The organism is Sinorhizobium alkalisoli, assembly GCF_008932245.1.
In the GTDB taxonomy this organism is placed as follows: domain Bacteria; phylum Pseudomonadota; class Alphaproteobacteria; order Rhizobiales; family Rhizobiaceae; genus Sinorhizobium; species Sinorhizobium alkalisoli.
The window spans coordinates 2,592,323-2,618,013 of sequence record NZ_CP034909.1; the positions used below are offsets into that span (position 1 = coordinate 2,592,323).

The following is a 25,691-nucleotide window of genomic DNA, read 5'->3' on the forward strand; positions in this document are numbered from 1 at the left end:
GAACCGGTTTCCGGACAGACGCATGCACCGCTTCACAATCCTCGAGCTCCGATCCGGAACGGATCGTTGAGCTCAAACCGAAAGGGAGATTTATCTCATGGCCATTCTGCTTCTGGCTGACCACGACACCACCCACCTTTCCGATCAGACGGCGAAGGCGCTGACGGCGGCCCAGAAAATCGGCGGCGACGTGCATGTGCTGGTCGCCGGTTCGAACGCCCGGGCGATCGCCGATGAGGCCGCCAGGCTCTCCGGCGTCTCCAAGGTGCTCGTCGCCGAGGATGCTTCGCTCGCCCACAATCTCGCCGAACCGCTGGCGGCAACGATTGTCTCGCTCGCCGGCAACTATGACACGATCATCGCCGCCGCCACCTCGGTCGGCAAGAACGTCATGCCGCGGGTCGCAGCCCTGCTCGACATTGCGCAGGTGTCCGAGATCGTCGAAGTCGTCTCTGCTGACACCTTCAAGCGACCGATCTATGCCGGCAACGCCATCCAGACGGTGCAGACGACGGAAGCGAAGAAGGTGATCACCGTGCGCACCGCCTCCTTCCCGGCAGCCCAAGACGGCGGTTCGGCACCGATCGAGACGGTGCCGGCCGCTGCCGATCCCGGGCTTTCTAGCCATGTGTCCGATGCGCTGTCCTCCTCCGACCGCCCGGAACTGACCTCGGCGAAGATCATCATCTCCGGCGGCCGCGCGCTCGGCTCCTCGGAGAAGTTCCAGGAAGTCATCCTGCCGGTTGCCGACAAGCTCGGCGCCGCCGTCGGTGCATCGCGCGCCGCCGTCGATGCCGGCTATGCGCCGAACGACTGGCAGGTCGGCCAGACCGGCAAGGTCGTCGCCCCCGACCTCTATATTGCTTGCGGTATTTCCGGTGCGATCCAGCATCTCGCCGGCATGAAGGACTCGAAGGTGATCGTCGCGATCAACAAGGACGAGGAGGCGCCGATCTTCCAGGTCGCCGACTACGGCCTCGTCGCCGACCTCTTCGACGTACTGCCGGAACTCGAGAAGGCGCTCTGAGGGCACCACGCTTACCCGTGAAAAAGGCTGGAAAATCTGCCAGCTTGGCATTAACAATCGTACCGGGCCGGTCCAGTCGGCCCGGTATTTTCCTGTCTGCGGCAGCGCGGCTGCCGAGACCTCTTGAAGATGGATGTTTGCTTCGATGATCAAGACGGTCGGAATTGTTGGCGCTGGCCAAATGGGCTGCGGCATTGCCCATGTCTCGGCAACCGCCGGATACAAGGTACAGCTTTACGATATTGCAGCGGATCGCATCGAAGCAGGACTGGCCACGATAAACGGCAACCTCGCCCGCCAGGTCTCGTCCGGCAAGATGAGCGATGAGGACCGCAAGAAGGCGCTTTCCCTGATCAAGGGCTCGACGGATATCAACGACCTCTCGCAGGCGGACCTCGTCGTGGAGGCAGTCACGGAAGACGAAACCATCAAGCGCAAGATCTACGGCCAGGTTTGCCCGGTCATGAGGCCGGACGCCATTCTTGCAACCAATACCTCGTCGCTCTCGATCACGCGCCTTGCCTCTGCGACCGACCGCCCCGAGCGTTTCATGGGTATACACTTCATGAACCCGGTCCCGGTGATGAAGCTGGTGGAACTAGTGCGCGGCATTGCAACGGAGGAGGAAACCTTCAAGGCCGCCAAGGATTTCGTCGCGCGTCTCGACAAGACGGTGACCGTCGCCGAAGACTTTCCTGCCTTCATCGTCAACCGCATCCTGCTGCCGATGATCAACGAGGCGATCTACACGCTCTATGAAGGCGTCGGCACCGTAGACGCCATCGACACGGCGATGCGGCTTGGCGCCAACCACCCGATGGGCCCGCTGCAGCTTGCCGATTTCATCGGTCTCGATACCTGCCTGTCGATCATGCAGGTGCTGCATGACGGACTGGCCGATTCCAAGTACCGCCCCTGCCCCCTTCTCGTGAAATATGTCGAAGCCGGCTGGCTCGGCCGCAAATCCGGCCGCGGCTTCTACGACTATCGCGGAGACGCCCCGGTCCCGACGCGCTGACCGGCGCCGCGGCGGCCCCTGCATCAACCGGCTGCAGGGACGCCAAGCGTCGCCTCGATGAGGCGCTTGGCGTCCTCGCTGTCCCAGGCGGCAGGTCCGTTCATCGAACCGATCAGGCAGCCCTTCTCGTCGATCAACAGGGTGGCGGGCAGGCCGAAGGCAAGGCCTTCCTTCTTCAGCGTGTTGAACACGCCCATCGAACTGTCGCGGTAATAGCTAAGGTCGTGAACGGCGATTTCGTCGAGGAAGGCCTTCGGCTTCTCGTCGTCGCCGGTATCGATATTGATGGCGACGACCTCGAAACGGTCCCCGCCGAGCCCCTTTTGCAGGGTATTGAGCGCCGGCATTTCTTCCCGGCAGGGCAGGCACCAGGTCGCCCACAGGTTGACGAGCAGGGTCTTGCCGGCAAAGGAGGCGAGCGTCAGCGGTTTTCCGTCCGTTCCGACGAAGCTGAGTTCGCTGATCGGGTGCGGATTGGCGGCCGGCGTCATCGCCGCGACCTGGCCGCGCATCAGCGGCGTCGCCGCGGCGACCTTCTCGGCGGCAAGCGGGCAACTGGCGCTTGCCGCGGTTTGCGCCGCCCCGGCATTGCCAGACCCGGTCTCCTTCACGTATACCGCAGCCGCACCGGCGATCACGCCGAAAAGGGCGGCGAGCGCGAACAACTTCAGGGCCGGAGGACGCTTCTTCTGGTCTGGCATCTCATTCTCCAAGGCGGGCATCCTCATGGCTGACGGCAGTTCCGAGACGAAATCCTCCAACCAGATGTGGGGCGGACGCTTCGCCTCGGGTCCGGACGCGATCATGGAGGAAATAAATGCCTCGATCGGCTTCGACAAGAAGCTCTATGCCCAGGACATCCGCGGCTCAATAGCGCACGCGACTATGCTGGCGCATCAGGGCATCATTTCGGCCGACGATAAAGACAAGATCGTTCACGGGCTCAACACGATCCTGTCAGAGATCGAAAGCGGCAGCTTCGAGTTTTCGCGCCGTCTCGAGGACATCCACATGAACATCGAGGCGCGGCTTGCGGCGCTGATCGGCCCTCCGGCCGGGCGTCTGCATACGGCGCGCTCGCGCAATGACCAGGTCGCGCTCGATTTCCGCCTCTGGGTGAAGGAAGAGCTGCAGAAGACGGAGAAGGCCCTGACGACGCTGATCGCCGCCTTCCTCGATCGCGCCGAGGAGCATGCCGAGACGGTGATGCCGGGCTTTACCCATCTGCAGACCGCGCAGCCGGTGACCTTCGGCCATCACTGCATGGCCTATGTCGAGATGTTTGGCCGCGACCGCGCGCGCGTGCGCCACGCGATCGAGCACATGGATGAAAGCCCGATCGGCGCGGCGGCGCTTGCCGGCACCGGCTTCCCGGTCGACCGCCACATGACGGCGCGCGCGCTTGGCTTCCGCGAGCCGACCCGCAACTCGATCGACACGGTCTCCGACCGCGATTTCGCGCTGGAGTTCCTGTCGATCGCGGCGATCGCTGCAACGCATTTGTCGCGCCTTGCGGAAGAGATCGTTATCTGGTCGACGCCGCAATTCGGCTTCATCCGCTTGTCCGATGCCTTCTCGACCGGCTCATCGATCATGCCGCAGAAGAAGAATCCTGATGCCGCCGAGCTCGTGCGCGCCAAGACCGGCCGCATCAACGGCTCGCTGATCGCCCTCCTGACGGTGATGAAGGGCTTGCCGCTCGCCTATTCGAAGGACATGCAGGAAGATAAGGAACAGGTTTTCGACGCGGCCGAGAGCCTGGAACTTGCGATCGCGGCGATGACCGGCATGGTCCGGGACATGACCGTACGGACCGACCGGATGAAGGCCGCCGCCGGATCCGGCTATTCGACCGCCACCGATCTCGCCGACTGGCTGGTGCGCGAGGCGGGCCTGCCCTTCCGAGACGCTCATCACGTGACCGGGCGCGCCGTCGCGCTCGCTGAAGAAAAGGGCTGCGAGCTCGCCGATCTCGCGCTTGCCGACCTCCAGGCGATCAATCCGGCGATCACCGACAAGGTGTACGACGTACTGACCGTCGAAGCCTCGGTCGCAAGCCGCACCAGCTTCGGCGGCACGGCACCGGCCGAGGTTCGCAAGCAGATCGCCTGGTGGCGGACGCGCAATTAGGGTCAGGACCTAGGCGCGGCGCCAGCAACAGAGAAACAGGGTGCACAAGCCGCTGAAAAACCGATAAGAGATCGCACCAGAGCGCAACGGCAAATCCGCGCGGCCCACGCCCGCTGACGCTCTGTGATCAATCGGCTTCAGCGTCGGCGAAGGAAAATGACGATGACATTCACGAAGGCCGCCCGGCTTGTGCTTCTCCTGGCAATCCCGGGTTTGGTTCTCACCGGTTGCGGCCGCAAGGGTGATCTCGAGCGCCCGGGAGCCGCGTCGATCAACACCACAGCGCCCGCCGGCACAGCCAAGCCGCAGCAAACGGCCGCAGACCGTCCATTCCTGCTTGATCCCCTCCTCTAAGACGAGCAATTGCCGTGAACCACTTCGAATATCGCGACGGAATCCTTTACGCCGAGGACGTACCGGTGACGGACATCGCGCGCGCCGTCGGCACGCCGTTCTACTGCTACTCCACTGCGACGCTGGAACGGCACTACCGTGTCTTTTCCGATGCTTTCGCCGACGTCGACGCCATGGTCTGCTATGCGATGAAGGCCAATTCCAATCAGGCCGTGCTGAAGACGCTCGGCCAGCTCGGCGCCGGCATTGACGTTGTCTCTGAAGGCGAGTTGCGTCGGGCGCTCGCCGCCGGTATCCCGGCAAGCCGTATCATGTTCTCCGGGGTCGGCAAGACGCCGCGCGAGTTGGATTTCGCGCTCGAAGCGGGCATCTACTGCTTCAATGTCGAGTCGGAGCCCGAACTCGAGGTCCTCAATCAGCGGGCCGTGCGCGCCGGCAAGCAGGCCCACGTCTCTTTCCGCATCAATCCAGATGTCGACGCCCGCACGCATGCGAAGATCTCGACCGGCAAGAAGGAAAACAAGTTCGGCATCTCCTGGGAACGGGCGCGCAGCGTCTACGCGCATGCCGCGACGCTTCCGGGCATCAAGGTAACCGGCATCGACATGCATATCGGCAGCCAGATCACCGAACTGCAGCCCTTCGACGATGCTTTCAAGCTCCTGCGCGAGTTGGTCGACACGCTGCGGTCCGACGGCCATCTGATCGATCACGTCGACATCGGCGGCGGCCTCGGCATTCCCTATCGGCAAGACAACAGTCCGCCGCCCCTGCCCGACGCCTATGCGGAGATCGTCAAGAACCAGCTGAAGGATCTCGATTGCAAGATCGTCACCGAACCCGGGCGCCTGATCGTCGGCAATGCCGGCATTCTGGTCACCGAAGTGATCTATGTGAAGGATGGCGGCGAGAAGACTTTCGTGATCGTCGATGCCGCCATGAACGACCTGATCCGCCCGACGCTGTATGAAGCCTATCACGAGGTGCGTCCGGTCAAGATCTCGGCGGCCAACGCGCCGCGCATCAAGGCCGATGTGGTCGGTCCGGTCTGCGAGACGGGCGACTATCTGGCGCTCGATCGGGAAATGGCGATGCCCAAACCGGGCGATCTCTTCGCGATCGGCTCGGCAGGCGCCTATGGCGCGGTCCAGGCAAGCACCTACAACAGCCGCCCTCTCGTGCCGGAGGTGCTCGTCAAGGGCGACCGCTTCCACGTCGTCCGACAACGCAGGAGCTATGAAGACCTGCTCGGTCTCGATTCAGTGCCGGACTGGCTCGAATGAGCCGCTACGGCGCCGCGTGTATCGAACGCGCAAAGGTCGCTGCAGCACTTAAGTGCTGCGTGCTCGAGTCGAGGTCTATTTTTGGGGAGACTGCAGCAGGGTGACGAACCCGGTCGGCGTTCACGTTTTCTTTTTCGACGCCGCCCTCGTCTTCGCCACAAACAATGTTATCCTGCCGTTAACCGTTGCCAGCAGTCGACGGGACTCCTAGCGCCTCGTGCTTTCCGAAAATCCGGCACGATTTTCGGAAAGCACGAGGCGGAGATTGAATGAGTTACAGAGTCCATTGTGCATCCTGAAGGACGCACGGCACTGTAGGGAAACGAAGCGGATGACGCAGTTCCGGCAGGATGACACGCCACGACCGCGGTCGTTCGTCAAAATGCTGGCGGCAAAGCGATTGCTGGCGCAACTGGTGCTGGTAATCGAGGCGGTGCTGCCGCGCACCCTCGGCCCGCTCTCGTTCGTGCTCCTCTTCCTCTCGGCTGCCTGGCTTGGCTTCTTTCGTGTTGCTCCGTTATGGTTGCATGTGCTGGTGCTGCTCGGCTTCGTCGCCGGGCTGTTCCTGACCCTCCTGCCGCTCACCCGCATTCGCTGGCCGGAGATCACAGATGCCGACCGGATGCTGGAAGAGCGCAACCGACTGCCTCACCAGGCGATACGAGTACAGGACGACATACCGGCGACGCATGGTCTGATTGGCGCGGCGCTCTGGCGCGAGCACCAGGCGCGCATGGCTCAGCTCGTCCGCGGTCTCGGCACCGGCATGCCGCGCCCCGACGTCGCGCGACACGACCCCTTTGCCGTAAGGGCCGTGCCGATCCTGATCGCCTGCATCGCCTTCGCCTACTCCTACTCCAACCGCGCGGGATTGATCTCAGATGCCTTCCACTTGCCCGAGCAGCAGTCAATAGCTCCTGATATCCGGATCGATGCCTGGGTGACGCCGCCTGCCTATACCGGGCGTGCACCGCTCTTCCTGACCGGCCGTCAGGATATGGCGGCCACGGACGAGGAGAATGCACCGATCACTATCCCGCAGTTCAGCGACCTGACGGTTCGAATAACCGGCACCGCCGAGGAGACCGAGGTCAGCTACAGCGAAGCCCATAAGTCGGAGTCGACGATCATTCCCGCTTCCGATGGGAAGCCAGATTCGCAACCAAACGCGCAGTCCGCCGACGGGTCGCCGAAGGGTGCGCGCAACTTTCTCTACAAGATCACGCGGGACGGCACCCTTAGCGTCGCCGACAAGAGCTGGAACTTTAGGATCACCCCCGACAGCGTGCCGGACATCGCTTTCGCCGATCCGCCCCGCCCAATGGCGAACGGATCGCTGGAAATCAGCTTCCTCGCCCATGACGACTACGGAATCTCGCAGGCCTGGGCCGAAATCAAGCCGCTGGAAGAACCGGCGAAGAATGCCCGTCCGCTGTATCCGCTGCCCGAATACCGCCTCGATCTGCCGCGTCGCAACGCCCGTGAGGCCAAGGGCACGACGAACCGCAACCTCAGCGAACATCCTCTCTCGGGCAAGCGCGTCGAAATCACGCTCGTTGCGCGTGATGCGGCCGGCCAGGAGGGACGGAGCGTGCCTGAGGAAATGGTGCTGCCGGCACGTCGCTTTTTCGACCCACTCGCGGCGTCCGTCGCCGAGCAGCGGCAAATCTTCGCGCTCGACGCCAACCGGCTGCCGCGTTCGATCGAACTGAACGAAGCGCTGATGCTCTATCCGGAAGTGACGATTCCAAATCTGACGCATTTCCTGTTGCTGCAATCGGCAAGGACGCGCATGCAGCTCGCGCGCAACGACGACATGCTGCGAGATGCCGCCGACCACCTTTGGGAGATCGCGCTCGGCATCGAGGACGGCGACCTGTCGCTGGCCGAACGGCGGCTGCGCGACGCACAACAGGCTCTTTCCGACGCACTCGATCGCAATGCCCCCGACGAGGAAATCGCCAAGCTGATGGAGGAATTGCGAGAGGCGATGCAGGACTATATGCAGGCGCTTGCCGAGCAGCTGGCGAAGAACCCGCCGGTGGCCGGCAATTTCGACATGAACAATGTGATGCGCCAGCAGGATCTCGAGCGGCTGATGGACCAGATCGAAAATCTTGCGCGCTCCGGCGCACGCGACGAGGCCCGTCAGCTCCTGTCAGAACTGCAGCGGATGATGAGCAATCTGCCGTCCGGCCGCATGATGCAGCAGATGGGCGAGAACAATGCGATGCGCCAGCAGATGGACAAGCTCGGCCAGCTGATGCAACAACAGCAACAATTGATGGACGAGACGTTCAAGCTAGATCAGGCCCTGCGCGACCGAATGCAGCGTGGCGATCCGCTCCAGGGAGAGGACAACGAGCTCTTCGGCCAGGACATGCCCCAGGATCCGGGACAGGGCAGCGATCCAAACGACCAGACGAATCCGCTCGACGGCATGACTGCCGATGAGTTGAGGGAGGCGCTCAAGCAGCTGAAGCAGCAACAGGAGGGCCTCGGTAAACAGCTGGGCGAGCTTCAGAAGGGCCTCGAGGACCTCGGGATCAAACCCGGCAAGGGCTTCGGCGAGGCACAGAAGGAAATGGGGGATGCGGCCGGCGCCCTGGGCGAAGGCCAGGGAGAGCGCGCCGTCGGCAGCCAGGGACGGGCTTTGCAGGCGCTGCGCGAAGGCGCCCAGGATATGATGAGCCAGATGCAGGCACAGGGTCAGCAGCAGGGGCCGGGAATGGGCATGCCGCAATATGGCCAGAGCGGGCGCGACCCGCTCGGGCGACGCCACCAGAACGCCGGCCCTTATTTCGACGACCGGGTGCAGGTGCCGGACGAGATCGACACCCAGCGAGCCCGGCAGATCCTCGACGCGATCAGACGCAAGCTCGGCGACAATCTGTCGCCGGAGCTGGAGCGGCAATATCTCGAGCGCCTGCTTGACTTGCGCTGACGATTTGCACCCCGGTCAGCGGATCGCGCCGCATTGAATCCACTTCAAGCGCCGTACGTCCTTGCGCAGAAATGACTCTTTGAACCTACGCGCCGTGCTTTCCGAAATCCCGCCCGGTCTTCGGGCCGATGCGCTACACGCATGTGTCCTTAAATCGAGATCGACTTAAGGACAAAGACATGCAAGCGCTACAGCGACCTTTGCGCACGTCAGGCCGCCAACGCCTGGGCAACCGCCTTGCGGATGTCGGGTAGCGTGAACGGCTTGGAAATGACGTCCACCACCTTGCCGGAAAGGTCGTCGGTGCGTTCGCGTTGCTCCGCATAGCCCGTCATCAACAATATCTTCAACTGGGGAAAGGCGGAAGCGGCCTGATGGGTCAGCTCAATTCCGTCCATAACGGGCATGCGGATATCGGAAAGCAGGAGATCGAACGGCTGGTCATTGAGGCGGGCGAGCCCGTCGGCTCCATCCCCCGCTTCCACCGTTTCGTGCCCATCCAGTCGCAGGGCCCTCGCAACGAATGAGCGCAAGGCGTCCTCATCCTCGGTAATCAGGATTCTCGCCATCATGGCCTCCCGTATTCGCTCTCATAGAACGCTGAGGAACGCCCTATGCCATTGAAGCTAAGCATGACCGACCGGTCGGAGACCGCCGCCACGCAGCTCCAAACAAACAGCTTTTCGTTTGCTTTCGGTAAACGCGTTGGGTTCGGTTGTCTCTAGTCGGCGAATAATGCGCTGTCGCCCAACAGTTCAGCGGTTTTTGGGCAATGCCGTGCAGATCGGGAACGCGAACAAGAGACGCAGCAGGCTATATACCTACGCGTCGCCGGTGACGACGCCGACGAATGGCAGTTCGCGGAAAGCATAGGCGGCATCCATGCCGTAGCCGACCACAAAATGGTCCGGGCATTCGAAGCCGACATAGTCCGCCTCCAGGTCGAGCTTACGTTTTGAGCGCTTGTCGAGCAGCACCGCCACCGTCACGTTGCGGGCACCACGCTCAAAAAGCAGGTCCTTGGCAAAACGCAGCGTGCGACCGGATTCGAGAATGTCGTCGATCAGCAGCACGTCACGGTCGTGCACGTCGCTGTCGATGTCTTTGGTAATCTTGACACCTCTCGACTCGGTCCCTGTGCCGTAGCTCGAAAGCGTGATGAATTCGACCTCCGGCGCCAGGCCGGCGTCGTGCATGGCGCGAATAAGGTCGGCGGCAAAGATGAACGAGCCCTTGAGAATGGAGATGACGAGCAGGTCCTTGTGCGGCCCGCGCATGATCTCATCGGCCATCTCCCTGTTGCGCTTGGCAATCAACTCCGCACTGTAAAGAACCTCGATAGTCTTACCGCGAACGACGGGCATGCAGGATTCTCCGGTTTGCCAGGAAGAACACCAGCCTTCCCATTTCATGTGGTAAGGGAACACATGCGGAAGAACGCTCGGGGCCTCTCCTGTTCCGCTTTCAAGCGCCGAATACCACAATCAGCGGGAAGAGGCACGGCTTTCGGCAAACGAAACACTCACCTCAGGCATTTTTCCACCCGCATAGGGCAGCCGGGCGACGAAGTGGCGACTTTCGCCCGGCGCCAAAGCCGAACTCTCGGGCATGAGCCGCGTCGCCGTCACCTTGCGCCCGTTGCTGAGCACATCGACGACGAGAGGCGGCACCTGCTGTTCGCTGCCTGAACGGTTGTCGATCGTGGCGTAGACGGAGAGAACGCGCATGCCGCCGGCGTCGCCGAGAGCCGTGGTAATGCCTGCGATCGCCAGCGGATGCGCGTCGGCCTCATCCTGGCGGCCGAGCCCGGCAATTGTCAGGAACGCGGCCAGGCCGAGAGCGAGGACGAGGCCCGCGAAACGCCGCGCCGGCATCGCGTCGAGTTTCGTCTCGGCAAGAGACATGAATCGGTGCGGCAAGCTTTCTGCCGTCACCGTCGTCGGGTGCGACAGAGGGCGAGTTGCCGCCCTTCGGTTGTCGTTGTAGACCGGATAGGCGCTCCGCCTCGGCCCTGGCGCCAACGTCTCGAACTCGACGTCGATGTATTCTAGTCGCCTGGTCGCAGCCGCAGCCGAGCGCGGCCCTCGCTCCGGTGGAAGCAGGTCGATACCGGCAGCGGTCTTCGTGCGAAATGACTTCATGGCGCTCTCCCGTCGTAGCGCCGCGCCTCTGATGAAGCGCGCCATGGTTTCGCTCCGGCAAATGCCCAGGCCCCTCAGGAAACAAAGCATTGCATGAAACCCTGACGACACGTAAACGGAAATGGTTAATGTTTCGGAAAGGAGCCGCGAAAGCGGCGCCTTTTCATGGAAAATTAACGGCCGTTTAACCATGATGCGGCCCTCGGTTTTGCACTGGCAGGCGCGCTGTCCTACTGCATGGTCCTGATCTCCATTTGGGGACCCGAACGTGCAGCGGACGTGACGCCGCCGTTCCGACCGAGTAGCCGCGGATATCAGGTCGTGACGAGAGACTGGGCTGTCCCGTTGATTCATTTCGAAAATGTCGGACTGCGCTATGGCATGGGACCGGAAATCCTCCGGGACTTGACCTTCGATATTCCGCGCCGGTCCTTTCAGTTCCTGACGGGGCCCTCCGGGGCGGGCAAAACGACGCTGCTTCGCCTGCTCTTCCTCTCGTTAAAGCCGACGCGCGGTCTCATTCGTATGTTCGATCGCAACATTTCCTCCATCCCACGCGAGGAATTCCCGATGCTGCGTCGCCGTGTCGGCATCGTTTTCCAGGACTTCCGTTTGCTCGATCATCTGACGACCTACGAGAATGTCGCTCTGCCGCTGAGGGTGCGGGGGAAGGACGAGTCCGCCTACCGCTCCGACGTGCTGGAGCTCTTGAAATGGGTCGGCCTCGGCGAACGCATCAATGTACTGCCACCGGTGCTTTCCGGCGGCGAGAAGCAGCGCGCCGCGATCGCGCGGGCCCTGATCGACCGGCCGGAAATCCTGCTGGCCGATGAGCCGACCGGAAATGTCGATCCGCCGATGGCACGCCGGCTCCTGAACCTGTTCCTCGAACTGAACCGGCTCGGGACCGCGGTGGTGATTGCCACCCACGACCTGTCGCTGATGGATCAGGTCGAGGCCAGACGCATGATCTTGTCACAGGGGCGGCTCGACATCTATGAATGAGCAGCGCCCCCGCCGTGAAGCAGATCCGCCGCAGCCGCAGCGTCGCGCCGAGATGCGTGTGCGCCCCACCGGACCTATCGTCCCCTCGGCCAATGTTTCCGGCAATGCGCTGATGTGCGTCATTGCCATCATGTCCTTCCTCGCCTGCCTGACGCTCGGCGGCGTCAGCATGGTGCGGGCGACGGCGCAAAGCTGGCAATCGCAGATCTCCCGGGAAATCACCATCCAGGTCAAGCCGGACGACAATCTCGACATGGAGAAGGCGCTTGCCGACGCACGCGATCTCGCATTGACCTTCTCCGGCACGACGGGCGGGTCGATCATCGACCGCGCTGCGACGGCGCGGCTCCTGGAGCCCTGGCTCGGCGGCGGTCTCGACCTCGACGAACTGCCGGTACCGCGACTGGTGGTGATCACGATCGACGAGAACAATCCGCCGGATTTCGCCGCCATGCGCCAGGCGCTGACGGAGATGATACCGCAGGCCTTCCTCGACGATCACCGCACCTGGGTCGACCGCCTGGTAACGATGGCGAACACCACCGCAATGATCGGCAGCGGCGTCCTGACGCTCGTCTTCTCGGCGATGGTGCTGACGGTCGTCTTCGCGACGCGCGGCGCGCTTTCCGGAAATCGCCACATCGTCGAGGTCCTGCATTTCGTAGGCGCGGAAGCCGGCTTCGTCGCCTCCGAATTCCAGAAGCACTTTTTGAGGATCAGCCTGAAGGGCGCCGGCGCCGGCGGGCTTCTCGCAGCCCTCTCCTTCGCAATCGCCAGCTTCTGGCAATCGCAGACCCTCGCCACCCCCGAAACCGATCAGGCGACCGCCCTCTTCGGCACATTCTCGATCGGCTATACCGGCTATCTCGGCATCTTCGCGATTATTCTCGTCATCGCCTTGTTGACGACGCTGACGGCACGGCTCACCGTCATGCGGACCATCTACGAAATCGACCTGATCCGGTCGGACCCCGGGCGGACCGATACCTTCCAGGGCTGAGCAGGTTCCGCAAAGCTGTACCCCATCACTTTTCCTTGGTAGACCCGTGAATGTCTGCTTCGCGCATCGGCCCATAAAATCGGACCCGATTGACGGAAAGCTCGATGCGCAGATAGACAGCGACCTTTGCGCCTCTGAAGAGACGCGCAGCGCTGCAATGGCGTCACCCCAAAATTCACGGCGGTTTGGGGCGACGAGATGCACAAAACAAGACTTGAAGCGCGTTGCACAAGTACGTTTGATCGCGAGGCGCTCTTGGCCCTGGCAGAATGGAGCTCGTTGGAGCGGTGATTCGCCCGCGTTTGATCTATTCCCTGCCGTAAAGGGCGGCTATGTGAGAGAATCACAATGGTTGAGGAGCTTCGCGGGAACCGAATGGCCGACAAAGGCAAATGGCGAGACAGGGCAGCACACCGCCGCCGGTCCCGCAGCCTGCTGCGGAGGATTCTGCGCCGAAGCTTTTTCGTCCTGGTTTCCTTCCTCGGCCTCTTCATTGCCGGCTTTCTGCAATTTGCCGACACCGTCGCCTCGCTGCAGCCCCCGCTAGCGCCCAAGGCCGATGCAATCATCGTCCTTACCGGCGGTTTCCAGCGGATCGACCAAGGGGTCGAACTCTTGAAGACCGGCGCCGGCAAACGGCTTCTCATCTCCGGCGTTCACCCCGCGACGACCGGGAGCCAGATCCGCCGCAACACGCAGAGCTCGACCGCTCTCTTCAAATGCTGCGTGGATATCGGGCACCAGGCGATCGACACGACGGGCAATGCGACCGAAGCCTCCCAGTGGATTCTCGATCGCGGTTACCGGAGCGTTCTCGTCGTCACCAACAATTATCACATGCCCCGGAGCCTGCTTGAATTGCGCCGTGCCCGGCCGGAAACGGAGTTCATTGCCTATCCGGTCGTCAACTCCGATCTGAAGTCGAGCAACTGGCTGCGCAATCCGCTATTCCTGAAGGCCATATTGCTCGAATACGCCAAATACTCCATTGCGTCGCTGCGGGACCTGGCCGGTTCCCATTCCGAACACCAGCCCAGGACCGCCTCCTCTCAGGGAACGCCGACCGAATAGCCAAAGAACAGTTTTCCTTCGAGCGGGTTTCGTGTAGGCAGCGGCCGAAAGCCTTGCATCCGCACGAGAGACTGCCTGATGATCATCCTGCGTTCGATCCTCTTCAATCTGGTCTTCTACGCCAATCTGATCGCGCAGATGATCGTGATGACGCCGGTCTATTTCCTCTTGCCGCGCAAGGCATCCTGGATCGTGCCGAAGAACTGGGTGCGCAGCAATCACTGGCTAATGGAGAAGATTGTCGGCACGACCTTCGAGATCGAGGGCCTGGAAAACATTCCAATGGGCTCCTACATATTCGCGCCGAAGCACCAGTCTTTTTGGGACACCTACGCGCTTCTGCCCTGGCTCGATGATCCGTTCTACATCCTGAAGCGCGAGCTCACCTGGATACCGCTCTTCGGCTGGTACGTCATCAAGCAGCGCATGGTGCCGGTAAATCGTGCCGCGCGGGGCAAGGCCATGTCCGCCGTGATGGAGCGCACCAAACGGGAATTGGCAACCGGGCGTCAGTTGATCATCTACCCGGAAGGAACGCGCCGCCCGCCGGGGGCACCGCCGGAATATAAGTTCGGGATCGCTCGGCTCTATCGGGACCTGCAGGTGCCGGTCGTCCCCATCGCCATGCATCCGGGCCTGTTCTGGCCGAGGCGCAAATTCCTGCGCTTCCCCGGCCATTTCAAGGTGCGTATCCTGCCGCCGATCGAGCCCGGCATGGACCCGGATGCCTTCCTCAAGAAGCTCGTGGAAGTCACCGAAGCCGCCAGCGACGAGCTTCTCGTCGAGACGGTCCGGAACAATCCGCATGTGCCGCTCCCGGCTACGGCCAAACGGCGGCTGAGCGAGCTTAGCGCCTGAGAGAGAGGCATGACAGCGCCGAATTCCTATGCAGCGCCGCGCGTCCTTTCAGACGTACAAAGAACTATGTCTCTTTGAGTTTACGCGTCGCGCTTTGCGAAAGGACTCCGTTCGAGAGGTCGGCGGCGACCTCTTCGAGCCACTGGTCGCGGATGCCCATCTCCCGCAGATGGGCCAGTGTATTGAGCACGTATTCGCTGTTCGGACCCGACCTGCCGAACGCGACGGCGACCGTTGCCGCCGCCTCCGCCGGTGTCCGACCGCCGGCATATTGCGCGTGATCGCGGTCCACCACATAGGCAAGCGCCGGCACGCGACGCCCGTCCATGAGTTGCACCGGCATGACCCTTTCCTTGTAGACGCGGGTTACCAGCTCCCGTTCGCGCAGATAATCGATCACCTCCGCTCTATCGGGGAGCGCGATGCGAAAGGCAGTGCCGATGCAGGAGCCGCCATAGTCGAGGCCGAGCACCAGGCCCGGTCGCTGTTCGGTGCCACGGTGCACCCAGGAATGCACGCATAGGGAGCGGCGATAGCCGAAAGCGCGGGCGGTCCACTTCTCCTCGAAGCGGAAGCCCGGATTCCACATCAACGATCCGTAGCCAAAGACCCAAAATTCGTCCATATCCACTGCCATTCACCAGCGCCGCCGGCCCCGAAAAAGGCGTCGAGGTGAGCGACGGCCGGCCGCATGTCTCCTTAATCGCCCTCGATTTGTCGACGAAGGCATGCAGCAATCCAAAGTGCTACAGCAATCTTTGCGCGTCTGATAGGACGCGGCGCTGTAATGGGTCTTTTAGAGCGGGATGATGGAAGGTGTGAAGCGGTTTCCACCTTCTTTCGCCCCAATTCTCTACAGCGCCGCGCGTCTTGTTGGACGCGCAAAGGTCGCTGTAGCACTTAGAATTGCTGCATGTCTTTGTCCTTTAATCGAGGTCGATTAAAGGAGACATGCAGTAAGATGCATGCGGGCTGAAGAGAAAGCCGCCTGCTGCATCGGAGGAAAAATCAGTTTGCGGGACCGGAAGCGGCCAAAGAAATGCAGCTTCCGCCGAAGCAATTGGAGCATGCGAGTATCATGACGATGACCGAGGTCGACAAGGGATCACGTGCCGGCAGGAAGTTACTCTGGCTTGCGGCGGGCGTCGTGCTGGTCACCAGCCTCTATTCGGGTGGCTGGTTCCTCGCGGCGGACCAGATCGAAAAGCGCCTGCCGGCCTATCTTGCAGAGAAGCGGAAGGCCGGCCTTGGCGCCGAATGCGGGGATATGGAGGTGCGCGGCTTTCCATTTCGAATCGGCCTCTTCTGCGAAAAAGTTCGCCTCGACGACGCCCGCTATGGCGCCTCCGCCTCCTTCGGGGCGCTGAGGTCCGCCGCACAGGTCTACCAGCCCGGCCGCGCCGTGATCGAACTCGATGGGCCGGCGGAAATCCGCGTCTCGCCGGGCGTTTCGATCTCGGCCGATTGGACGCTGCTGCATGCAAGTCTTGCGGCAACGCTTACCGGCGTCGATCGCACCTCGCTTGCCTATGACAATCTGACGGGCGCGGTTCGCTCGCCGCTGTCGGCAAAGGGCCTCAACTTCGGCGCCAATCATGGGGAACTGCATTTGCGCCAGAACGGCGACGACCTCGATGCGGCCTTGAGCGTCGACAAGCTCGACCTGCGCCCTGAGGATGGGCAGAGCCTCGCTCGGCCGGCCGATATCGCTGCGGATTTCACATTGACGGGAAAGGCCGATTGGCTCCTGGGGGCCTCGCTTTCGCCGCATGCGCTACGCGGCACGGCAGGCGAACTGCGCCAGCTGGCGCTGGACCTGGGGGACGGAATGAGCGCCAAGCTTTCCGGCCCCTTTTCCGTCAATGAGCAGGGGCTCATTTCCGGCGAGTTCTCCCTCACGCTGATGGGCATCGGCGCCTGGCGCGACAGCCTGTCGAAAGCCGTTCCCGAGGAGACGGATCTCATCAACAACGTCGCCAATATGCTGACGGCGCTTGCCGGCGGCAAGGACAAGGCGACCGTCAAGCTCAATGTACGAGACGGCACCGCCTTCCTCGCCTTCGTTCCCCTCGGGGTGCTGCCGGCGTTATAGGCGGGGGCCGCCGCAGCGTCCGCGATGCCGCCGCAGTCATTCAAATCGGAACCGACATCTATTTCTGATCCATGGCATGCCGGCCGAAGTCCGGCATGGGCGTGTCCTGGCCGGCCTGGATGATCGAGCGACGGATGGCCCGCGTGCGGGTGAAGAGATCGAACAGCTTGTCACCGTCGCCCCAGCGGATCGCACGCTGCAGCGAAGCCAGATCCTCGGAGAACCGCGCGAGCATTTCCAGAATGGCATCCTTGTTGTGCAGGCAGACGTCCCGCCACATGGTCGGGTCCGAAGCCGCAAGGCGGGTGAAATCGCGGAAGCCGGAGGCGGAATATTTGATCACTTCGGACGCGGTGACCGCTTCCAGATCGTCGGCCGTTCCGACGATGTTGTAGGCGATGATGTGCGGCAGATGCGAGACGATGGCCAGCACCTTGTCGTGATGCTCCGCGTCCATTTCCTCGACCATGGAACCCAGCGTTTCCCAGAAGAGCCGCAGCCGCGCCACGGCTTCCTCGTCCGCACCTACCGGCGGCGTCAGAATGCACCAGCGGCCGCGGAAAAGCCCCGCAAAGCCGGCATCCGGACCGGAATGCTCCGTGCCGGCGATCGGATGGCCGGGGATGAAGTGCACGCTCTTAGGCAGATGCGGGGCCATCTGCCCGATCACCGACCCCTTGGTCGAGCCGACGTCGGTAACGATCGCGCCCGGTTTCAAATGCGGCGCGATCTCCGCTGCCACGGCCCCGGAAGCACCGACCGGCACCGAGACGATGACGAGATCGGCATCCTTGACCGCCTCGGCGGCCGAAAGCGCATAATGGTCGCCAAGACCAAGCTCGCCCGCACGCTTCAGGGTGGCTTCGCTGCGCGTCGAAACGACGATGGTGCCGGCGAGCTGCTTCTCCCTGATGTCGCGTGCGATCGACGAGCCGATCAGGCCGATCCCGACAAGCGCGATGGTTTCGAACTGCTGAGCCATCATTTCAGTCCCATGAATTCGGTCAGCGCCGCGATGACGCCTTCGTTCGCCTCCTGCGCGCCGATCGTCATACGAAGCGCATTTGGAAAACCGTAGGCGCCAACGGCGCGCAGGATGAAGCCGCGCCCCGTCAGGAACGCATCGGCGGCCTCGGCGGTCTTTCCTTCCCTGCCCGGGAAATGGATCAGCAGGAAATTTGTAACCGACGGCGTCACCCGAAGACCGATCGCCGTCAGTGCTTCGCCGACCCTTGCGAGCCAGGCGAGATTGTGCTCGACCGCAGCGGCGGCGAAAGCCTGGTCGCGAACAGCCGCTGCGCCGGCGGCGAGAGCCGGCGCATTGAGGTTGAATGGCCCACGTATGCGGTCGAGCACGTCCACCACGGCATGCGGCGCATACATCCAGCCGATGCGCAGGCCCGCCAGACCGTAGATTTTCGAGAGTGTCCGCGTCATCACCACATTGCGGTTGGCCGAGACCAGTTCCAGCCCCGCTTCATAATCATTGCGCCGGACATATTCGGCATAGGCTGCATCGAGCACCAGCAACACGTCTGCCGGAAGACCCGCTTGCAGCCGCCGCATTTCGTCGACCGGAATGTAGGTGCCGGTCGGGTTCGCCGGGTTGGCGATGAAGACGATCCTGGTGCGCTCCGTGACGGCTGCCAGGATCTGATCGACGTCGACCCGCTCATCCTTCTCCTTGACGGTTACCGCCGTACCGCCGGCCGCGATAATCTGGATCTTGTAAACCAGGAATCCGTGCTCGGTGACGATGCCCTCGTCACCCGGACCAATATAAGCGTGGCAGAGCAGACCGAGGAGCTCGTCCGAACCATTGCCGCAAAGGATATTCGCCGGATTCAGCCCGTGGACCTCAGCCATCGCTTCCTTGAGCGCCGATGCCCGTCCGTCGGGATAGCGCTCGAGATTGAAGGCGGCGTTCTGGAACGCCTCGATCGCGCGCGGGCTGGGACCGAGTGGCGTTTCGTTCGACGACAGCTTGTGCACCTTGACCGCACCCGGCGCATGCTCCTTGCCCGGAACATAGGCGGCTATGTCCAGGATACCGGGGCGCGGCCCGGGGTTCTTCAAAGCAAGGTTCATCGGCTCGGCCTTCACGGGAAAGATGAGGTCCAGCCAATAGCCGGAGCGCAGAAATTTGTCGAGTGCGACGTGATTTACCTACAGCGCTCGGTTCCGCGTGCTCGGAACCCCATGCGGCGCCAGAACTGGAACGAAGACGCGGCGCGAGGCGCGGGCAGCGACCGGCAGGCCCTGGTAGAGTCGCTTCTGGGCCTCGACGATAATCACCCCGGAAAACACCGGCCATAACGACCGGCCGAAGCGCTCGAGTCCGTGGCGCAGGCGGAGAACCAGCTTGCGTTTGGACGGCGGGAAGAACAGCGCCTCGGAGCTGGCGCCGGGCGTGAAATTCGTTTCCCGCAAAAGCGCAGTCAGTTGCCCACGGGAATAGGGCCGGCCGGAGCCAAAGGGTGTATGCTCCATCCGGGCCCAGACGCCGCGGCGATTGGGCACGACGATGACAAGTCGCCCGCCGGGTGCGAGAATCCGCCAGATCTCTTTCATGGTCTCGCGCGGGCTTTCGGCGAATTCCAAGGCGTGGACCATCAGCACGCGGTCGATCGAGGCGTCGGGCAACGGCAATTCCTCATCGAACACCAGTGCCGTCGAGGACAATTCGGCCGCCGGCCAGTTCACCGCCCCCTGGCCCGCCGGCATGAAGGCAAAGGTCCGTTCGGTGTCTGGACGGAACCGTTCGAGATAGGGGACCGCATAACCGAGACCGACGAGACGCTCCTCCGGCAGCCGAGCCCAAATGGACGAGAGCGCCATGGTGACGGCCTGTTCCGCCATCCGGCCGAGTTCGGAATGGTAGAATTGGCGGAGATCGACGATATCGGTGTGCATGGACGACATGTTAGCCTTGGGGCGGTAGACTTCAAGGCGAGCCTCGCTACATTCGGTGCATGAAACGACGGGCGGGAAGAAGGATCATCTGCCGTCCCCACCCGCCATCAGCATCGATCACATCCGATCGGAGGAACACGCCATGGCCGCCCTTGAAATCGATCTCTTCCTCTGCCGCTCCGACAATTTCGGCGTGCTTGTCCATGATCCGGCAAGCGGTGCGACCGCATCGATAGACGCCCCCGAAGAGCTGCCGATCCTGGAGGCTGTCGACCGGCGCGGCTGGAACCTGACGCATATCCTCACCACGCACCATCATGGTGACCACGTCGCCGCGAATGTCAGCCTCAAGGAACGCTTCGGCGTGACGATCATCGGCCCCAAGGGCGAGGCACAGAAGATTCCCGGCTTGGACAAGGCGGTTGGCGACGGCGAGCGCTTCGACTTCGCTGGCCACCCCATCGAGGTGATCGAAACACCCGGCCATACCGCCGGCCACATCTGCTATTACTTTCCCAAGGATAAGTTGCTATTTGCGGCCGACACGCTCTTTGCGCTTGGCTGCGGCCGCCTGTTCGAAGGCACGGCGGAAACCATGTGGCAATCACTCGGTCGGTTGATGGCGCTGCCCGACGATACCGCTGTCTACTTCGGGCACGAGTACACGCTCTCCAATGCCCACTTCGCCGTCACCGTCGACCCCGACAACACCGCACTCAGGGAACGCGCCGCCGAGATTGAGGAAACCCGCTCGGACGGCGGCTTCACCGCACCGACCACGATCGGGCTGGAGAAGCGGACCAATCCCTTTCTGCGCGCCGCCGATCTGAAAATCCGCGCCAATCTCGGAATGGAGAAGGCAAGTGACGCCGCCGTCTTTGCCGAGATCCGCAAGCGCAAGGACCAGTTCTGATGGCCGACGGAGACCTGAGCGCGGCGGCAATCATCGAGAGGCTCGGCCTTGCGCGCCATCCCGAGGGCGGCTGGTATCGAGAGACCTTCCGCGATCATGAGGGCGGCCTCCGCGGCCATTCGACCGCGATCTACTACTTGCTCGAGGAGGGCGATCGCTCGCATTGGCACCGCGTCCGCGACGCCGCTGAGGTATGGCACCATTACGCCGGCGCGCCGCTCGACCTCAGGGTCGCCGAGCCCGGCGGGCCGGCGGCGCGAGTTCGCCTGGGTCCCGACCTCATCGCTGGCGAAAGACCGCAGCATGTCGTCCCCGCCGATTGGTGGCAATCGGCGACTTCGCTCGGCGACTGGACCCTCGTCGGCTGCACTGTCGCGCCAGGCTTCGATTTTTCCGCCTTCGAGATGGCGCCGCCCGATTGGCAGCCGGATTAGCGCATCGGTCCGAAAATCGTACCCGATTTTCGGTTAAAGGAGTTACAGCGATCTTTGCGCGTCTGGAAAGACGCACGACCCCGAGGGCCTACTCCGCAGGCTGTGCCGCGGTTGTCGCTCTGCGCCAGATCATGTCATGCGCCGCAAGCACGGCTCCGCCGGTGACCAACAGGCAGGCCGCCGCGATCCGCCAGGACGGCTCGGCGAAGCCGAACAGGATCAGAATCAATGTCGAAAGTACCGGTGCCGCATAGCTCGCGACACCGAGCAACTGGATGTCGCCGTTCTTCACGCCGAAATCCCAGGCATAGAAGGCCGCCCCGACCGGCAGGAATCCGAGTCCTACGACCGCGAGCCACTCGAATGCGGTCTCAGGCCAGACCGTGGTCTCGAGGCCGAGATGGCAGAGCAAGGACAGGAGCGAAGTCGCCAGGCAGAAGCCGGTGACGACATCGGTCGACACCCTGCCGAAACGGCGTGTGATCAGCGAATAGCCCGACCATGCGAAGGCACAGAGAAAGGCTGCACCGTAGCCAAGCGTGTAGGCGTCATCGAAGGCGACGCCGTTGCGCCCAACGATGAGCATGGTGCCGGCAAGCCCGGCAAGCGCGCCAGCGATATGGTACCAACGCAGTGTCTCGCCCGGAAGCAGCGCCGAGCCGACGACGATCAGCAATGGCCAGAGATAGGCGATCAGCCCCGCCTCGACGGCCGGCGCGTTGCGCAGTGCGGTGAAGTAGAGAAAGTGGTAGCCGAACAGGCCGGCAATGCCAGTCAACCAGACTCGGAAGGGCTGTTTCAGCAGCACAAGGCGTTGTGGCTTCAGTGCGAGCAGAACGACACCCGGCAGGCTGCCGATCAGGAAGCAGATCGCCGAAAGCTGAAACGGCGGCATTTTGCCGGACGCGGCCGTAAACAGCGCCAGCAACGACCACATGAGGATCGCGGAAAAACCGATCAGGGTTGCCTTGAGCTTCATTGTCGACCCCTCGCGCAGCGCTGGCTCCAGCGGACCCGCATGCCTATACCTACTGCCTGCCTTCTTAGATCGAGCTCGATGTAAGGGCCAGTCTGCTACGGCGACCTTTGCGCGCCTGGTTGGACACGCGGCGCGGTAGACACGCAGCTGATCGCTCTCTCCTTGGATGAGAGCGTCAGCCGCCGAAGCGTGTCGCGGAAACGGTCACCGGACCGAGCTTGGTCGGGATGCGCACATAGACCGGGGCATAGACCTCGACGGCATCTGCCTTTGCGAACCAGATTTCCATCGTGTTCAGGCGGCGCAGATATTCGACGTCCTCCCGCCCCTTCCTGTAGCCCGCCCTGGGCACGAAGCGGACGCCGCAGACGATGGCCTCGCCTTCAAAACCCCGGGTCCTGAAGGGTCTTGTCCCTTTCGGAGACAGCTGAATATCGAGCCGCGATTCGCCGTCGAAGATCGGCAGGGTATTGGGACAGACACGGGCCTTGGCCGGAATGATCAAGCCCGACAGCGGGTCGAGCACGTTACGCAAGTCGCGATGCGTCACCGGCACCCAGTTCTTCGGCAGCGGCGTGCGCTTTGGTTCCATTCTGGCGCGCACGACATTGCCGTTGCGGAAGGTGACGCTGATCGCGCGGGCCTTGCTGCCGCTGCGGTAGGACATGGAATAGGAAGTGGCGCGAAGTTGATCGCGGCCGACGACCCCGGAAACGCGCGTCTGTCCCGAGGTGCGTTTGATGATGTCGACGAGCCCCGCCGAATGCAGCGTTCCCGAAATCGTGTAGCGATTCTTCTCAAGTTCCGTGTGGAAGGAGGCCCGCGCCACGGGCAGGCCCGCAAGGGCAATACTATAATCCGTCTGATGCTCGATTTCCGCAGCGAAGGATGCTGTGGAAAACATCGTCGCGGCCAAAATGGCCGGCGCACGAAAGCAAGTACGCCACGTCATGGCCTCGAGTTCCCCTTCCTATGCCGTTGCATCCCTTGGAATGCAGGCGGTTTGCGGCTTTTCTGCGCCAATCGGTCAAAATCATTAGGAAGCGGCCCCGCTTGCATGCTTCCGGAATGCATGCGACAGAAATAGTGCAAGCTCGGCAGTCTTGGAATCGGAAAAGCCTGGCGTTCCGAGGCACGGATCGATGCCCGCCTGTGTCGAACAGCGCCGGTTTTGCAGCAATGCGCAGGTTTGGCTTGACGGGCCGCCCGTCACTGACTATAGAACCGCGACTTTCCAATAATGGCCAGTAGGAACGCGGCCTGGGCTCTGGGCCCGCTATCCGCATTGTCCGGCGGCGATAGAGAAAATAGGTGTACCATGTCCCGTAGTTGCGAATTGACCGGCAAGGGCGTCCAGTCGGGCCACAATGTGAGCCACGCCAACAACAAGACCAAGCGCAAGTTCCTGCCGAACCTGTGCAATGTCACGCTGATCTCCGACGCTCTCGGCCAGCGTTTCCGCCTGCGCGTTTCCGCGGCCGCCCTGCGTTCGGTCGAACATCGCGGTGGTCTCGACGCCTTCCTGCTGAAGGCGGACGAGAACGAACTGAGCATGCGCGCCCGCCTGCTGCGCCGCCAGATCGTCAAGAAAGTTGCCGAAGCCGCCTGATCGGCACCGGCACTGCTGCTACAGTAATATTCGCGCGCCCGTTAAGACGTGCGGCTCTGTAGAAATGAGGGCTTGCGGACTCGTCCGGCAAGCCTTTTTCTCGTGCCTTGCACCCTTTCCCTCACTGGTGGCATCACCCAGGATAAAAATGCTTATTGGCCGTAGGTTCCCTATCTATGTTGCGCTGATGACCCTGGTGGTCGTCGCCTCGAATTTCCTCGTCCAGTATCCGCTGCCGGGCTCCATCGCCGGGATGCAGCTTGGTGACCTGCTGACCTGGGGTGCCTTCAGCTATCCCTTCGCCTTCCTCGTAACGGATCTGACGAACAGGCAACTCGGACCGCATATCGCGCGCCGCGTGGTGGTTGCCGGCTTTGCCGTCGCCGTTGCGCTCTCCTTCGTTGCCGCAACACCGCGCATCGCGATTGCCTCCGGCACAGCCTTTTTGCTCGGCCAGCTTCTCGACATTGCCGTGTTCAACAGGCTGCGGCGCCAGACTTGGTGGCGCGCCCCGCTCGCCGGCTCGCTGGTCGGGTCGAGCCTCGACACGGCGATGTTCTTCTCTTTCGCCTTTGCACCGCTCTTCGTCTTTCTCGGACCGAATGACGCATTCGCGCTCGAGGCGGCTCCCCTGCTCGGCCTGGCTTCAGCCGGCACGCCGCGCTGGATTTCCTGGGCGTTCGGCGATCTTCTGGTGAAGTTCCTCTGTGGAATCGCGCTCCTGCTTCCCTATGGCGCGCTGATGAGCGTCATCAAACCCATGCCGACGACGGCGGCCAAAGCGGCTTCCTGACGATCTCGGCCGATGGGCTAGTTGGAATAACTGCCGAGGCGGAACTCGAGCATGAGGTTGCGCTCGAGGATAGAGTGATTGTCGTCGGAAACGAGAATCAGCCGGGTCTCGCCGTCGGGAGTCGTAACGACGTCGAGCGCTTCCATATTGTCGATCTGGTAACCCATGTCGGCTTCGATCAGCACCTCGCCGTCGACAACCGCGCCCGGCCGGATGTCGCCGCCGGCAATTCGGCGAATGCGCATGCCGAGCCCCGAGGCGAAGTTGAACCGACGCTCGAGCAGCAGCAGGTCCCCATTTGGCAGGAAGGCACCGTCGGTCACGGCATAGGGATTGTGGCGGACCACCGTGAAGGCGCCCCGCATCGGCCCCTCCAGAATACCCGCCAGCAGATTGTCGGACGTGTCGACGCTGCGCTCGGAGACGACGACCGCGGAGCCGACAAGCGGCCCATGCTTCGGTGCAATCGCAACCGTTTCAAGGCCGCCATTGTTGCGCAATTCCTCGACCGGAAAGGGCAGGCTCAACTGCCTGACCGGGCGCGACGAGGAAAAACCGGGGTTGGGATAGACGTCGACCCGATGAGACTGCTCGAAGCTTACAACCGCTTCGCCGTCTCTGAGCGCCAGCCCTTCGGCATCCACCCTCCATTTTTCGCGTTGAGCCGCGCCGCTGCCATCGGTCATCGAAGTGATCCTAAGATCGGTCAGCCCCGAAAGACGCCCGGCATCGTCCCGTATAACGGCGCCCTCGACCCAGTGGCCGGTGTCGAGAACGGCGACGAAGGACCGGCCGTCCGGCCGGAACCGGATTGACGAAAGCGCACCGAAGAGCGAATTGGGCGAGGTCATCTCGATGCCGCCGATGAACTCGAGCGCACCGAACACGGCCGTGCCCGACCCGACCTTGAACTCGGTGATCTGCCGGCTTCGCACCAAGGCGATTCCGCCAGGCGCTTCGGCCTGTACGCCGGTCGATGCGAGCATGAGCAGGACTGCAAGGGACCGGCGGAACATCTACAATAAACCCTCCTGGAGAGGTGAAATCCGCCGCGCCGCCGCAAATCGCGCCGGTAACGCAATGGGCGCTACTTTGAATTGCCGTCCGTCCGGGCAAAGGCAAGCGGG

General features: G+C 62.6%; 26 protein-coding genes. 15 read left to right on the forward strand and 11 right to left on the reverse strand.

Going from position 1 to position 25,691, the window contains the following annotated elements; all coding sequences use genetic code 11:
• The first annotated feature begins 97 nt into the window (after positions 1-97).
• Together EKH55_RS12635 and EKH55_RS12640 are read left to right on the forward strand one after the other, a co-directional pair.
• Positions 98-1,027 (forward strand): electron transfer flavoprotein subunit alpha/FixB family protein, encoded by a 930-nt coding sequence (locus tag EKH55_RS12635; RefSeq protein ID WP_069459262.1) that lies wholly within the window; start codon positions 98-100, stop codon positions 1,025-1,027.
• Positions 1,028-1,172: 145 nt separating this feature from the next.
• A complete protein-coding gene (locus EKH55_RS12640; protein ID WP_069459325.1) occupies positions 1,173-2,045 on the forward strand; it encodes a 3-hydroxybutyryl-CoA dehydrogenase in 873 nt (290 codons plus the stop codon).
• Positions 2,046-2,068: 23 nt separating this feature from the next.
• Here the strand turns inward: EKH55_RS12640 and tlpA are convergent, their stop codons facing one another.
• Complete coding sequence (gene tlpA, locus EKH55_RS12645; RefSeq protein ID WP_069459324.1) at positions 2,069-2,746, reverse strand: thiol:disulfide interchange protein TlpA; 678 nt, start codon at positions 2,744-2,746, stop codon at positions 2,069-2,071.
• 25 nt (positions 2,747-2,771) lie between these two features.
• Here tlpA and argH point away from each other — a divergent pair, with 25 nt between their 5' ends.
• The 4 genes from argH (at position 2,772) to EKH55_RS12665 (ending at position 8,756) form a co-directional block, all read left to right on the forward strand.
• Positions 2,772-4,175 carry an argininosuccinate lyase gene (gene argH / locus EKH55_RS12650; RefSeq protein ID WP_069459261.1) on the forward strand — a complete coding sequence of 468 codons (1,404 nt, stop codon included), beginning with the start codon at positions 2,772-2,774 and terminating at the stop codon, positions 4,173-4,175.
• Positions 4,176-4,331: 156 nt separating this feature from the next.
• A complete protein-coding gene (gene lptM / locus EKH55_RS12655) occupies positions 4,332-4,529 on the forward strand; it encodes an LPS translocon maturation chaperone LptM (protein WP_069459260.1) in 198 nt (65 codons plus the stop codon).
• Positions 4,530-4,543: 14 nt separating this feature from the next.
• Positions 4,544-5,812: a diaminopimelate decarboxylase gene (gene lysA, locus EKH55_RS12660; protein ID WP_069459259.1), complete on the forward strand. Its 1,269-nt coding sequence runs from the start codon at positions 4,544-4,546 to the stop codon at positions 5,810-5,812.
• A 331-nt stretch (positions 5,813-6,143) separates the two neighbouring features.
• Positions 6,144-8,756 (forward strand): TIGR02302 family protein, encoded by a 2,613-nt coding sequence (locus EKH55_RS12665; RefSeq protein ID WP_069459258.1) that lies wholly within the window; start codon positions 6,144-6,146, stop codon positions 8,754-8,756.
• 209 nt (positions 8,757-8,965) lie between these two features.
• On the opposite strand, the gene EKH55_RS12670 is transcribed toward EKH55_RS12665, so the two are convergent.
• From EKH55_RS12670 to EKH55_RS12680, 3 genes are all read right to left on the reverse strand, one after another.
• The gene (locus EKH55_RS12670; protein ID WP_069459323.1) at positions 8,966-9,325 is read right to left on the reverse strand and encodes a response regulator; all 360 of its coding nucleotides are present in this window, start codon (positions 9,323-9,325) and stop codon (positions 8,966-8,968) included.
• 252 nt (positions 9,326-9,577) lie between these two features.
• Positions 9,578-10,120 (reverse strand): hypoxanthine phosphoribosyltransferase, encoded by a 543-nt coding sequence (gene hpt, locus EKH55_RS12675; protein ID WP_069459257.1) that lies wholly within the window; start codon positions 10,118-10,120, stop codon positions 9,578-9,580.
• Between the two features lie 120 nt (positions 10,121-10,240).
• On the reverse strand, positions 10,241-10,897 hold the full coding sequence (locus tag EKH55_RS12680; protein ID WP_069459256.1) for a hypothetical protein: 657 nt from the start codon (positions 10,895-10,897) through the stop codon (positions 10,241-10,243).
• Between the two features lie 381 nt (positions 10,898-11,278).
• Between EKH55_RS12680 and ftsE the strand changes: the two genes are divergently transcribed.
• The 4 genes from ftsE (at position 11,279) to EKH55_RS12700 (ending at position 14,831) form a co-directional block, all read left to right on the forward strand.
• Complete coding sequence (ftsE, locus tag EKH55_RS12685; RefSeq protein ID WP_245314655.1) at positions 11,279-11,902, forward strand: cell division ATP-binding protein FtsE; 624 nt, start codon at positions 11,279-11,281, stop codon at positions 11,900-11,902.
• Entirely contained in the window at positions 11,895-12,902 is a 1,008-nt protein-coding gene (locus tag EKH55_RS12690; protein WP_069459254.1) for a cell division protein FtsX, read from the forward strand. The genes ftsE and EKH55_RS12690 overlap by 8 nt, the downstream gene beginning before the upstream one ends.
• 375 nt (positions 12,903-13,277) lie before the next feature.
• Positions 13,278-13,973: a YdcF family protein gene (locus EKH55_RS12695; protein ID WP_069459322.1), complete on the forward strand. Its 696-nt coding sequence runs from the start codon at positions 13,278-13,280 to the stop codon at positions 13,971-13,973.
• A gap of 78 nt (positions 13,974-14,051) precedes the next feature.
• Complete coding sequence (locus EKH55_RS12700) at positions 14,052-14,831, forward strand: lysophospholipid acyltransferase family protein (protein WP_069459253.1); 780 nt, start codon at positions 14,052-14,054, stop codon at positions 14,829-14,831.
• Between the two features lie 64 nt (positions 14,832-14,895).
• Here the strand turns inward: EKH55_RS12700 and EKH55_RS12705 are convergent, their stop codons facing one another.
• A complete protein-coding gene (locus EKH55_RS12705; RefSeq protein WP_069459252.1) occupies positions 14,896-15,468 on the reverse strand; it encodes a gamma-glutamylcyclotransferase in 573 nt (190 codons plus the stop codon).
• A 441-nt stretch (positions 15,469-15,909) separates the two neighbouring features.
• Here EKH55_RS12705 and EKH55_RS12715 point away from each other — a divergent pair, with 441 nt between their 5' ends.
• Complete coding sequence (locus EKH55_RS12715; protein ID WP_069459321.1) at positions 15,910-16,923, forward strand: DUF2125 domain-containing protein; 1,014 nt, start codon at positions 15,910-15,912, stop codon at positions 16,921-16,923.
• A gap of 58 nt (positions 16,924-16,981) precedes the next feature.
• On the opposite strand, the gene EKH55_RS12720 is transcribed toward EKH55_RS12715, so the two are convergent.
• The 3 genes from EKH55_RS12720 to EKH55_RS12730 all read right to left on the reverse strand — a co-directional run bounded on the left by EKH55_RS12720 (position 16,982) and on the right by EKH55_RS12730 (position 19,845).
• Complete coding sequence (locus EKH55_RS12720; RefSeq protein ID WP_069459251.1) at positions 16,982-17,908, reverse strand: prephenate/arogenate dehydrogenase family protein; 927 nt, start codon at positions 17,906-17,908, stop codon at positions 16,982-16,984.
• Positions 17,905-19,011, reverse strand: a complete 1,107-nt coding sequence (gene hisC / locus EKH55_RS12725) for a histidinol-phosphate transaminase (RefSeq protein WP_069459250.1) — start codon at positions 19,009-19,011, stop codon at positions 17,905-17,907. The genes EKH55_RS12720 and hisC overlap by 4 nt, the downstream gene beginning before the upstream one ends.
• Before the next feature lie 78 nt (positions 19,012-19,089).
• Positions 19,090-19,845, reverse strand: a complete 756-nt coding sequence (locus EKH55_RS12730; RefSeq protein WP_069459249.1) for a class I SAM-dependent methyltransferase — start codon at positions 19,843-19,845, stop codon at positions 19,090-19,092.
• Positions 19,846-19,978: 133 nt separating this feature from the next.
• Between EKH55_RS12730 and gloB the strand changes: the two genes are divergently transcribed.
• Both gloB and EKH55_RS12740 read left to right on the forward strand, forming a co-directional pair.
• Positions 19,979-20,749 (forward strand): hydroxyacylglutathione hydrolase, encoded by a 771-nt coding sequence (gene gloB, locus EKH55_RS12735; RefSeq protein ID WP_069459248.1) that lies wholly within the window; start codon positions 19,979-19,981, stop codon positions 20,747-20,749.
• Positions 20,749-21,183, forward strand: coding sequence for a cupin domain-containing protein (locus EKH55_RS12740; protein ID WP_069459247.1), 435 nt, complete (start codon positions 20,749-20,751; stop codon positions 21,181-21,183). The genes gloB and EKH55_RS12740 overlap by 1 nt, the downstream gene beginning before the upstream one ends.
• Positions 21,184-21,271: 88 nt before the next feature.
• Here EKH55_RS12740 and yddG read toward each other — a convergent pair whose 3' ends face one another.
• Both yddG and EKH55_RS12750 read right to left on the reverse strand, forming a co-directional pair.
• Positions 21,272-22,162, reverse strand: coding sequence for an aromatic amino acid exporter YddG (gene yddG / locus EKH55_RS12745; RefSeq protein ID WP_069459246.1), 891 nt, complete (start codon positions 22,160-22,162; stop codon positions 21,272-21,274).
• 175 nt (positions 22,163-22,337) lie between these two features.
• The gene (locus EKH55_RS12750; protein WP_069459245.1) at positions 22,338-23,114 is read right to left on the reverse strand and encodes a DUF3108 domain-containing protein; all 777 of its coding nucleotides are present in this window, start codon (positions 23,112-23,114) and stop codon (positions 22,338-22,340) included.
• Between the two features lie 366 nt (positions 23,115-23,480).
• On the opposite strand from EKH55_RS12750, the gene rpmB reads away from it, so the two are divergent.
• Entirely contained in the window at positions 23,481-23,771 is a 291-nt protein-coding gene (gene rpmB, locus EKH55_RS12755; protein WP_026616330.1) for a 50S ribosomal protein L28, read from the forward strand.
• A gap of 148 nt (positions 23,772-23,919) precedes the next feature.
• The gene (locus EKH55_RS12760) at positions 23,920-24,564 is read left to right on the forward strand and encodes a VUT family protein (protein ID WP_069459244.1); all 645 of its coding nucleotides are present in this window, start codon (positions 23,920-23,922) and stop codon (positions 24,562-24,564) included.
• A gap of 17 nt (positions 24,565-24,581) precedes the next feature.
• Here the strand turns inward: EKH55_RS12760 and EKH55_RS12765 are convergent, their stop codons facing one another.
• Entirely contained in the window at positions 24,582-25,580 is a 999-nt protein-coding gene (locus EKH55_RS12765; protein ID WP_069459243.1) for an esterase-like activity of phytase family protein, read from the reverse strand.
• Between the last annotated feature and the right edge of the window lie 111 nt (positions 25,581-25,691).

Coding starts and splice junctions, on each gene's coding strand:
- EKH55_RS12635 (WP_069459262.1), top strand. CDS start 98: ATGGCCATTCTGCTTCTGGCTGACCACGACACCACCCACCTTTCCGAT.
- EKH55_RS12640 (WP_069459325.1), top strand. CDS start 1,173: ATGATCAAGACGGTCGGAATTGTTGGCGCTGGCCAAATGGGCTGCGGC.
- tlpA (WP_069459324.1), bottom strand. CDS start 2,746: ATGCCAGACCAGAAGAAGCGTCCTCCGGCCCTGAAGTTGTTCGCGCTC.
- argH (WP_069459261.1), top strand. CDS start 2,772: ATGGCTGACGGCAGTTCCGAGACGAAATCCTCCAACCAGATGTGGGGC.
- lptM (WP_069459260.1), top strand. CDS start 4,332: ATGACGATGACATTCACGAAGGCCGCCCGGCTTGTGCTTCTCCTGGCA.
- EKH55_RS12665 (WP_069459258.1), top strand. CDS start 6,144: ATGACGCAGTTCCGGCAGGATGACACGCCACGACCGCGGTCGTTCGTC.
- EKH55_RS12670 (WP_069459323.1), bottom strand. CDS start 9,325: ATGGCGAGAATCCTGATTACCGAGGATGAGGACGCCTTGCGCTCATTC.
- hpt (WP_069459257.1), bottom strand. CDS start 10,120: ATGCCCGTCGTTCGCGGTAAGACTATCGAGGTTCTTTACAGTGCGGAG.
- EKH55_RS12680 (WP_069459256.1), bottom strand. CDS start 10,897: ATGAAGTCATTTCGCACGAAGACCGCTGCCGGTATCGACCTGCTTCCA.
- ftsE (WP_245314655.1), top strand. CDS start 11,279: ATGGGACCGGAAATCCTCCGGGACTTGACCTTCGATATTCCGCGCCGG.
- EKH55_RS12690 (WP_069459254.1), top strand. CDS start 11,895: ATGAATGAGCAGCGCCCCCGCCGTGAAGCAGATCCGCCGCAGCCGCAG.
- EKH55_RS12695 (WP_069459322.1), top strand. CDS start 13,278: ATGGCCGACAAAGGCAAATGGCGAGACAGGGCAGCACACCGCCGCCGG.
- EKH55_RS12700 (WP_069459253.1), top strand. CDS start 14,052: ATGATCATCCTGCGTTCGATCCTCTTCAATCTGGTCTTCTACGCCAAT.
- EKH55_RS12705 (WP_069459252.1), bottom strand. CDS start 15,468: ATGGCAGTGGATATGGACGAATTTTGGGTCTTTGGCTACGGATCGTTG.
- EKH55_RS12715 (WP_069459321.1), top strand. CDS start 15,910: ATGACGATGACCGAGGTCGACAAGGGATCACGTGCCGGCAGGAAGTTA.
- EKH55_RS12720 (WP_069459251.1), bottom strand. CDS start 17,908: ATGATGGCTCAGCAGTTCGAAACCATCGCGCTTGTCGGGATCGGCCTG.
- hisC (WP_069459250.1), bottom strand. CDS start 19,011: ATGAACCTTGCTTTGAAGAACCCCGGGCCGCGCCCCGGTATCCTGGAC.
- EKH55_RS12730 (WP_069459249.1), bottom strand. CDS start 19,845: ATGTCGTCCATGCACACCGATATCGTCGATCTCCGCCAATTCTACCAT.
- gloB (WP_069459248.1), top strand. CDS start 19,979: ATGGCCGCCCTTGAAATCGATCTCTTCCTCTGCCGCTCCGACAATTTC.
- EKH55_RS12740 (WP_069459247.1), top strand. CDS start 20,749: ATGGCCGACGGAGACCTGAGCGCGGCGGCAATCATCGAGAGGCTCGGC.
- yddG (WP_069459246.1), bottom strand. CDS start 22,162: ATGAAGCTCAAGGCAACCCTGATCGGTTTTTCCGCGATCCTCATGTGG.
- EKH55_RS12750 (WP_069459245.1), bottom strand. CDS start 23,114: ATGACGTGGCGTACTTGCTTTCGTGCGCCGGCCATTTTGGCCGCGACG.
- rpmB (WP_026616330.1), top strand. CDS start 23,481: ATGTCCCGTAGTTGCGAATTGACCGGCAAGGGCGTCCAGTCGGGCCAC.
- EKH55_RS12760 (WP_069459244.1), top strand. CDS start 23,920: ATGCTTATTGGCCGTAGGTTCCCTATCTATGTTGCGCTGATGACCCTG.
- EKH55_RS12765 (WP_069459243.1), bottom strand. CDS start 25,580: ATGTTCCGCCGGTCCCTTGCAGTCCTGCTCATGCTCGCATCGACCGGC.